This window comes from Paenibacillus sp. CMM36, from assembly GCF_053570945.1.
Genome location: NZ_JBSEDY010000073.1, coordinates 1 through 605, shown reverse-complemented (window position 1 = coordinate 605; position 605 = coordinate 1). Strand labels below are relative to the sequence as shown.

The following is a 605-nucleotide window of genomic DNA, read 5'->3' as shown; positions in this document are numbered from 1 at the left end:
CGCCGAAGGTGGGGTAGATGATTGGGGTGAAGTCGTAACAAGGTAGCCGTATCGGAAGGTGCGGCTGGATCACCTCCTTTCTATGGAGAATCGTTTCCTGCGATGGAAACATTCAAATTAGCAGGTATAACGTACCTGCGACCGGATATTCAATTCGGTTCATCACGTTCGTGTGAATGAAATGAATATCCTGAACTTACTCACTCGTTGCTCAGTTTTGAGAGTTCAAACTCTCACATTGGATTTCCAAAATATACTTGTATTCAAGTATTGAGGAATTTGATATGATATTTTTCCGGGGTTAAAGCCGGGGAGAATATTGCACCTTGAAAACTGGATACCGAAACGAAATTGCGTTTTAGAATATTCCTTTAAGCTGATCTTGTGTAAACAAGTGAAATAAAGGTAGCAGGTAAGGAAAGATCTTTTGCCTTTGGCAAAAATCATTCTTTATTGAACATCGACATTTTCTTTTATCAAAGAAAAGTCTAGGTTAAGCTACAAAGAGCACACGGAGGATGCCTAGGCGCCAGGAGCCGACGAAGGACGTGGCGAACAACGATAAAGCCTCGGGGAGCTGTAAGCAAGCTTTGATCCGGGGATGT

At 42.6% G+C, this 605-nt stretch carries 2 rRNA genes; both read left to right on the top strand.

The annotated features are described in order from the left end of the window. Nucleotides 1-80, top strand: a 16S ribosomal RNA gene (locus tag ACWA2B_RS27935); the annotation flags it as partial. 411 nt (nt 81-491) lie between these two features. Continuing rightward, nucleotides 492-605: ribosomal RNA gene (locus tag ACWA2B_RS27930) — 23S ribosomal RNA — on the top strand; the annotation flags it as partial.